This is a genomic window from Arachidicoccus sp., assembly GCF_050436765.1.
Classification (GTDB): domain Bacteria; phylum Bacteroidota; class Bacteroidia; order Chitinophagales; family Chitinophagaceae; genus Arachidicoccus.
Genome location: NZ_JBNQGD010000346.1, coordinates 1 through 8,788, shown reverse-complemented (window position 1 = coordinate 8,788; position 8,788 = coordinate 1). Strand labels below are relative to the sequence as shown.

7 protein-coding genes are annotated in these 8,788 nt (G+C 39.6%); 1 reads left to right on the top strand and 6 read right to left on the bottom strand.

What is annotated here, in order from left to right; all coding sequences use genetic code 11:
* The first annotated feature begins 80 nt into the window (after positions 1–80).
* Positions 81–2,126 (top strand): glycosyl hydrolase 115 family protein, encoded by a 2,046-nt coding sequence (locus ACQR30_RS14905; protein ID WP_429736517.1) that lies wholly within the window; start codon positions 81–83, stop codon positions 2,124–2,126.
* Between the two features lie 289 nt (positions 2,127–2,415).
* Here the strand turns inward: ACQR30_RS14905 and ACQR30_RS14900 are convergent, their stop codons facing one another.
* The 6 genes from ACQR30_RS14900 to ACQR30_RS14875 all read right to left on the bottom strand — a co-directional run.
* The gene (locus tag ACQR30_RS14900) at positions 2,416–2,562 is read right to left on the bottom strand and encodes a hypothetical protein (protein ID WP_429736513.1); all 147 of its coding nucleotides are present in this window, start codon (positions 2,560–2,562) and stop codon (positions 2,416–2,418) included.
* Between the two features lie 110 nt (positions 2,563–2,672).
* Positions 2,673–2,894, bottom strand: coding sequence for a PDDEXK nuclease domain-containing protein (locus tag ACQR30_RS14895; protein WP_429736515.1), 222 nt, complete (start codon positions 2,892–2,894; stop codon positions 2,673–2,675).
* 89 nt (positions 2,895–2,983) lie between these two features.
* Positions 2,984–3,286 carry a hypothetical protein gene (locus ACQR30_RS14890; RefSeq protein ID WP_429736511.1) on the bottom strand — a complete coding sequence of 101 codons (303 nt, stop codon included), beginning with the start codon at positions 3,284–3,286 and terminating at the stop codon, positions 2,984–2,986.
* Positions 3,287–3,322: 36 nt separating this feature from the next.
* Positions 3,323–4,867, bottom strand: a complete 1,545-nt coding sequence (locus ACQR30_RS14885; RefSeq protein WP_429736509.1) for a sialate O-acetylesterase — start codon at positions 4,865–4,867, stop codon at positions 3,323–3,325.
* Positions 4,868–4,908: 41 nt separating this feature from the next.
* Positions 4,909–7,926, bottom strand: coding sequence for a DUF4982 domain-containing protein (locus ACQR30_RS14880; protein ID WP_429736507.1), 3,018 nt, complete (start codon positions 7,924–7,926; stop codon positions 4,909–4,911).
* Positions 7,927–7,946: 20 nt separating this feature from the next.
* Positions 7,947–8,788 (bottom strand): arabinan endo-1,5-alpha-L-arabinosidase (locus tag ACQR30_RS14875; RefSeq protein ID WP_429736505.1); only part of this gene is annotated, 842 nt, incomplete at its 5' end.

Genomic DNA, 8,788 nt, shown 5'->3' with positions numbered 1-8,788 from the left:
CTATTTGGCCGTCAATGCATCCATGTACGAAAACTTTTTTTCAGATTCAAGAAAATATAAGAGTAGCGTAACAATACGATATTTATGTGGGCTCTTCACACGCTGAACCAATGCTGCGCAATAATGTCGGTGAATGGAACGAGAAAACGATGGGCGCATTTAACTATATCTCTAATCGAGATTCAATTTACAATTATTGGAAAAAAAGAGTAAAACAAACAGCAAAAGACAATGTAATCTATACAGTTGGTATTCGCGGCGTACATGACAGTAAAATGGAAGGTGCAAAGACGCTCAGCGAAAAAGTATCATTGCTTACCCAAGTGTTGAAGGATCAACGTCATCTTCTTGCGAAATATGTAAATAAAGACCTACCAGAAATACCGCAGGTATTTGTTCCTTATAAAGAAGTACTGCCTATTTACAACGCTCATTTAAAAGTTCCTGACGATGTCACTTTGATGTGGCCAGATGATAATTATGGTTATATAAGACGCCTGAGTAATCCAGCAGAACAACAAAGAAGCGGATCGGCCGGTGTTTATTACCACGTCTCCTATTGGGGTTCTCCAATGGATTATCTTTGGTTGACAACCACCAACCCTGCACTTATCTTTGAAGAGATGAAAAAAGCATGGGATCTTGGTGCTACAAGAATGTGGATTGTAAATGTAGGTGATTTAAAACCTGCTGAATATGACCTGCAATTCTTTATGGATATGGCTTGGAATATCAATAGTATTAATGCGGGAAATATTCAAACACATTTAGAAAATTGGATGGCAAATACTTTTGGTAAAAAAAATGCAGGAGCAATTACCAGGGTGATGCAAGCTTACTACCAATTGGCTTATGAACGAAGACCAGCATTTCTGGATTGGAGCAGCCAAATTAAAAATAATAAAGCACCGAAGGTTCACCCCTTTAATACCGCCAGAGAAATCATAAACAGAATTAGCCAATATAAAAAAATCGCAGAGCAAGCGCAAGAAATAAAAAAAGATATTCCCACAAGGCTGCAAGATGCCTACTATGAATTGGTCCTTTATCCTGTTCTCAGTGCAACTTATATGAATGAAAAAATAATGTACGCACAGAGAAACAAAACACTTGCATCCTATAACCTTCCTGCTGCTGAAGAATATGGAACGCTGGCAGAGGATGCCTACGATTCCATCGTAAAAATTACCCGCTACTATAATGATTCGTTGGCCAACGGAAAATGGAAAAGAATAATGAGTATGGTCCCTAGAAATCGCCTAGTCTTTAACCGACCTATCATCAAATCTATTAAAGAAACGAATGCTTCCGGCATAATGATTTGGCCTGAAGATAGCGACACGCCTAGCGATGCAAGCGGAACCTATATTTTACCAAATTTCAATCCATACAATCGTCAACAATACTTTATAGAATTATTCAACAAAGGCAAAGAAAATATGCACTGGAGAATTGTCAACCAACCCAACTGGTTACAATTGAATAATAACAATGGGAGTCTGAACAAAAGCAATATGCTTGAATCATCTATCAACTGGAACAAAATTCCAAAAGGCACACTAAAAGGAAGTTTTACAATTAAAGCAGATACTCAGTCTTTCAACATACAAATAAATATAGATCCACCTCTAAAAAATATCGATAAAAAACAGGTCACCCATATCGGCAAGCATATTCTTATTAACGCAAGTCAATTCACAAAATCTTATAATTATTCACAAAAATATACGTGGACAAACATTAAAGGCCTCGGCTACAGTTCTAATGCCACAATGCTTTACCCTATTCCACCTGTTAAGAATATTGCTTTATCCCAATCCTATTTAGAATATAAATTTTATACACAGCAGAGTGGAGCCGCGACTATCAATATTTGCACAGTGCCTACATTTCCTATTTATCAAAAGACTGATGTAAGCGTCGGAATCTCTTTAGATAATACTGCTATGCTGCAAAAAAGTTTCGCCACCAAAGAAAAGGATAACACATGGGAAGACAATGTAATACGCAATCAGGCATTCAACATTTTCAATTACCCTAACCTCACCAAAGGATGGCATACACTGCGTGTGTACACATTAGATCCGGGTGTAGTATTGGATCAAGTTAGGATAGATGTTGACTAATTTAAAGAGGGCTTTACTTATGCCAAAATAAAGTAATGGAGACATTTGTTTCTCCAGTCTTAGAGATGAGAAGTCTTACTATATATAGTTGCAAATCTCTTACTATATTTTTAGTTTTATGCTAACAATGGAATACAAAAAGATTGCTGTGTTATCGTTCATCTCCAGCTCTCCCAACTTTGCAGCGGGAAAACTCTAAAAATAAAATTATAAAAGCAGATGGAATGAATGTCTTTTCCAATACGACTTACTCATCACCAAATAGAATACATTCGACAGCTGAGAACATCTATTCAGTAGCCTGTTTTTCTTCCGGCATCTGATCCAATTGCTCGAACATATCTTGTTGACCAAGGTGAGTAGTAATCCACTTTTTGCCTTCTGCAACCAGACATTCAACCTCCTTAGGGTCAGCGCTGCTGCCTATTGTTTTCACAAGACGCGAATTGCCCCGACTTTTATCAAGAACTTGGACACTTATGATACCACTGGGGTTATTCTTTTTTCGTACAAACATGCTACGAAAATAATCTTTTATTGGCTGGGTCACCCAAAGGGGTGTATATTTTTCCAGGAGACAGAGGTCAAAAAAATGCGAATAAAAATCTTGGTTTCGGTGCGAATCTGTTTTGCCTTGCTACAAAAGAAAAACCTTTTGCCCTGCTCCAACAAAAATTGCTGCAGATTATCAATAATTGCTTCTTCAAATTCCTTTTCTGTATAAGCTTTGTTGGCGGGTAATTTTAAGAGCGCTAATACAGTGGGGATTCTATAAAATCATCAGTATTTCGATTTTTCTTTCATTTCAGTTCCGCCCAACTCCTTTTTTGAGAAGAGATTAATCGTTGATAATAAAGTCAGGAGATATTGCGGATTAATGTGCTTATTGACCGATTGTTCCAGGCTGCTTCGGGTAAATAATATAATTGTGCTTGTTCACCTGCTTTTGTTAATACCCTTGAAAATGTGACCCATATGATTTCGCGAAAAGAGTTCGCCAAATGCTTTGTCCGCAACGGCGCGTCCGCTGCCAAGCCGTGTGGATTTGCATTTTCTTTTTGTACATCTTTTTTGATTATCGTAAAGGGTATATCACGACGAACTATATTCGAAACAACTGCTACTGTCGAAACATTTTTTGCATAAAATTCAACTAACATATAAGCTAAGCATCCTTATACGTTAATTAATATAACTTACTTTCTTCCATGGGTTGGCCCGGGAAAATCATCCGTTCTAAATGGAGCCGCTGGCAACATAGAATCATTGGTAAGATTTGGATCAACTGGATTGCTATTGAAAGCGTATCTTATTGCTATAGGCTCAGGCACCTCCTCACTCCAAACTGCCACTTTGTTTTTATCAATAATCTTCGCTTTAGCCCAATGCCATTGATGATTTGCATCCGCAATAGCAAAACATTGCGGTGCTTTTCCGTCCTTGGTTCTAAGTCCGCTGCCAACCACCTCAAAGCTCGCAATTATTTTATTTTTCTCAATTTCAGATCTCTCAAACATAGGCCCAGAGGGCAATATCGGGTATTTATATACACGAGAAAGAGCCCATTGACACATTCTTTGCCCCAAATCGAATTTGTCGTGATAATGAATATTGTGGGCTTCTCCAATATCAATAGTAACAATCAATCCAGCATTCTTTACCGTATCGGCAGCCCACCGTTGTGCTTCTCGCAGATGACTCCAGGCCGCGTCTTCCGGCTCAGACTTATGATCTCTATAGTTAGGTAACTGTACAATGCCAAAAGGAAAATCACCTTCTTTCCAATTATCTCTCCATGACCGGATCATTACAGGCAATAAAGTACCATATTGTTCTGCCCGATCCTCATTATTTTCTCCCTGATACCAAAAATTTCCTTTAATGGCAAATGGCATTAGTGGAGCGATCATAGCATTATAGATAGATGTCGTAGGCCGGTAATCGCGCAAAGCCTCCGGCTGATGTGGCGCTTCTTTTGGTTTGTGTCCCGCCGCTTTTTCATTGCCGGCATATACTTTCCAGTCTTCCAGTTGTTTTCTGTAATTCACTTGAACCGTTGGTCGTATTTTTGCCCACAGTGTATCCCTTTCGATACAAGGTTCCAGTTCTGGGATTCGTAAATAAGATTTAGGAGTCCAAGCTTCGGCCTGAGAACCGCCAAATGATGCATTAATAATACCCACCGGTACCTTTAATTTCTGTTGCAGGGCCAAGCCAAAATAATAGGCCGCTGCTGAAAATTCCTTTACAGAAGCTGGCGTACAGGGCGACCATTCGCCAATCGCACCTCGGGTATGACCGAACGAATTTTCTCTGCTCACATTGAATAAATGAAGCATCGGATAATTAGCCGAAGCGATGACCGAATCTCCTTTGTTGGTCATAGATAAAATCAATTGCATGTTAGACTGTCCTGTGCAAAGCCAAACCTCACCTATTTGCACATCCTTGATATGAATTTCATTGATACCTCTTATCACCAACATTTGAGGTGTTGCATCGGCATTCATAGGATCTAAATAAATGATCCAATTACCTTCCATATCGGCTTTTGTACTTTTGTTTTGATGATCGAAACTTAGGTCAATTGCTTCCCCGGGCAATGCAGTACCCCAAATAGGTACCAGCGTGTGCTGTTGCAAAACCATCCCATTCGAAAGCACATCTGGTACTTTCACAAAAGCGCGGGCAACGGGATGAAATACAACCCATAATAACAATGCGATTAAACTTTTTTTCATAAAAATCATATTTGTATAGATCAAGATTCTGTGATAGGGATTTATTGCTTAACCTCCTCGTAAAATTCCACTTCGATAATACTTAACGACCCTTTGGCATTTGCATGTGCACTTTTAACCCCATCACCCAGTACTTTGCCTGACACCTCCTCCCCAATCACATCTTTCCCTTCGTGCGCAACCGCCGTCAATTCAATCCGTACAATACTTCCGGTTACAGGCTTACAGACAAGCGTATTGTAACCCAGACATTTCTTGGTTTCTCCATTGAATACAACTTTACCATCCACCGAAATCTGTAATGGATAACTCTTTCTTCTAAAATTATTAAGCTTTATATCGATCTGGCTAATTGCCGCTTCCCTTTCAAGAACATATTCAATCCAAGCTGTAGAAAGCGTGCCATCATTTTCCCAAGCAGTAGTTTCATTATCATCATAACTATTTGTAGCCTTACCCCCATTCACGGCCACTTTTGTATCTTTTACAGCAACAGCCATTCGAGACACCTGATAGGAGGGTGTATTTGGGGTGGCAGCTCTTAGAAAAGTTGGTGCCAATTTGGACGAGGCAAAATAACTAGACAGGCCATTTTCTACATCGATAGCCTGTGGATTTAAAGTTAATGTCGCTCCCAGTAAGCCCGCCGATTTAGCGACCACCTGAATCTTCCCCCCTTTATTAGTAGAACGTATCAAGACCCTGTTTACTCCACCTTCGACAGGTAAGTTTTGCGAACCGATATAATTATTGGGGCCAACGGCAATGCCGCCTTTCCATTCGGCTGGACCGTTCAACTCAAATTCAATCATATTGAGTGCTGTAGGACAACAAACTCCATTTTCATCTACCACTTCCACCTCAATTAATGCTAAGTCATGACCATCAGCAACAAATACTGTTGGTCTTTTCACTTCGGTGAGTTTAACGTGATGTGGCTCTCCAGTCGTGGTCAATTTATCCGAACAAATGATCTTTTTTTGTTCATTATAACCTTTAGCTTCCAGAATACCTTTCCTCCATTTTACGGATTTAAACGTAAATAGAAACGCATTGCTACGCTGTCCGAATCCAAGAGATTTTCCGTTACAGAATAGTTCTACTTTAGGACATGAACTAACGACGTATACATCTTTCTCGATTCCTTTTTTATAATTCCAATGGCCAATAATATGCATCGAAGGATTCTCCACATCTACCCAGCCATCCCACATTACCTGATTGGCAAAGAAATTTTGTTTCTTGATGCGCATCGCATCTACTTCGCCACTGCATCGATAATTTTCTGCACCTCTGTGATGGGTATTGGTATCTGAAAAAACAATGTTTACACCGCCTGAACTTACCCGTTTACCGGTGCCAGGCCTCACTTTCCAATATTCATACCAACGAACAACATCTTCTATAGCATGCGATTGCATATTACGGTTATATTCCCCTGCTGGTTCACCTCTATACAAAGGACCATCACCATCTTTATGAAAAGGCGGCGTATAGTTATCCCAATACTTACGCAAACCCTCGTCGCGAGAATACTCCATTTCCCATAAAGGTTTTGTAGAACTTTTATCTATGTATAACATCTCTCCACCATATTCCGCCACTTTACTAGCCAGCATTTCACGTGCTCCGATTGCCCTGCCTCCATGCGGGTCATACATATCTCTAATGTCTTTCATCTCCTGCATCTGGGAATCCATAATACCCTTGTTCCCACATTCATAGAAAACAATACTTGGATTATTTTTATTATAGATAATGGCATCGCGCATCACTTCTTTTCTTTGGCCCCATCTTCTGTCTTTTACATCCCCTTCAGAATCACCCGCAGGCATGGCTTGCATAAGCCCTACTCTATCGCAACTTTCCACATCTTGTTTCCAGGGTGTAACGTGCATCCACCTTACCAGATTCGCATTCCCTTCCACCATTAATCCATTACTATAATCACTCAACCAAGCCGGAACAGACAGGCCGATGGAAGGCCACTCATTGGTGGTTCTTTGGGCATAACCATGCACCTGAATAACCCGGTCATTGAGATAAATCATGCCATCTTTAAATTCTGTTTTTCTGAATCCGGTTTTTGTGTATTCTGTATCTACCACCTTCCCATCTATTAAAATATTGGTTTGAATCGTGTATAAATATCCATAACCCCAACTCCAAAAATTTAAATCATTGACTATCTCACTTGCGGTAAGCGTTAATAACCCGCCTGCATTCACCGTTCCATTATTTCCATTAAAAGTTTTAATTCTTCTGCCCTCTACATCAAAAATAAGCACTTCCAATTTAGCTTTTTGTGCTTTGTTCGTTTCATTTTTAATTTGAGATGCTACATTTATCCTAGCAACTTTTCCCTCAATATCAAATTCACTCGCATATACATAAAGACCTGTAGTTTGAAGGTTGGAATAGATAGGGAGTGTTTGATAAATTTTTGGTGTAACATGAATGTACACATTCTTATTCATTCCTCCATAGTTGGCATAAAAGTTTTTGTCGTTCCATTGAAATTTTGCGTTGGTGGCCTTTTCTCTGTAATCCCAACTATTATCGATTCTAGCCGCCATGACATTCTCTTCGTCGCCAAATTTTACATGGTCAGTCAAATCAAATGCAAAAGCCATAATACCATTCTCACTTAATCCAATTTCCTTTCCATTCAAATAAAATGTACCCGCTTGGCGGATGCCTTCGCATTCAAAGAATATCTTCTTACTCCTACAAGCTTCTGGAAGTTTAAAGCTTTTGCGATACCAGGCAATCCCCGTAGAAAGCTCGTCAATACTTACCCTAAAAGCATCATTTTCATTCCACGCGTAAGGCAGGGTATGCGTTTGCCAACCGCTATCGTCAAAGTCCGCGTTGGGTGCATCCGGGAAATCTCCTACTTTGACCTTCCAGTCGGCATTAAAGTTGAATTTACGACCTGCCGATAAATTTAAATCTCCGGCACCTATTAAATGAGACAATGTTCCAAACGCCTTGGGTGCAAGCACCACCGGCGATGCCGCAGCCATTATTTTTATTAAATCCCTTCTGGTTAAACTCATTATCTTTCTTTAATTATTTTTTAATTAATTTTTCTTTTAAACAAAGTTGCTTGATTATTGAGTGTAGGCCACCCGTCAGCATCCATAAACAAAGGTTTAATTTTTAAGACAGACTTACCACCAAGTGCTTTTGAATAAGCATGATAAACCACATAGGTAGTATCTCCTTCCGTAAAAAAGCTATTGCCGCCTCGTCCGGGCTCCCAGTCATCTCCCGCTAAAAAAATACTGTATTTATTCTCTAATAAGCTTTCTGCTTTCTTGTTTAAATAAGGGCCAGTAATATTTTTGGATCGGCCTATTACAATTTGGTAAGTACTTCTTAAGCCAGCACAGCATCTGCCTCTGGAAGTAAATAGATAATAATATTTCCCGGACTTAATAATACAAGAGCCTTCACCAAGTCCGGAAGTAATAGTATAAATGGTGGTATCTTTTGCTGATCGAAATCCGGTTAAAGAATCCAATCGTATCATTCTTAGCCCAGCTTTAAAAGATCCATATATCAACCATTTATATTTATCTTCAACTAAGCTCGGATCTATCACGTTTACGCCGTTTCCGCCGTTTCTTACGTTTATTACCTGGCCTTTATCCAACCATTTATAATGAGGATCTCTCGGGTCTAAAGTGCTATTTTCCGCCAGGCCAATACTTGAATTAAAATTCATCCATGCCGAAACCGCGTAATACAAATAATATTTCCCGTTGACATAAGAAATATCAGGCGCCCAAAGGTCACCATCTTGCTGAGGAATGTCCTGTTTATGCCATTTGGGCAACGCGTCTTTGGAAAAAATTCTGCCACCTAACGTCCAGTGTATTTTGTCCTTCGAATAAATAAAAGGGATGCCTTTTCCTG

Coding starts and splice junctions, on each gene's coding strand:
- ACQR30_RS14890 (WP_429736511.1), bottom strand. CDS start 3,286: ATGTTAGTTGAATTTTATGCAAAAAATGTTTCGACAGTAGCAGTTGTT.
- ACQR30_RS14885 (WP_429736509.1), bottom strand. CDS start 4,867: ATGAAAAAAAGTTTAATCGCATTGTTATTATGGGTTGTATTTCATCCC.
- ACQR30_RS14880 (WP_429736507.1), bottom strand. CDS start 7,926: ATGAGTTTAACCAGAAGGGATTTAATAAAAATAATGGCTGCGGCATCG.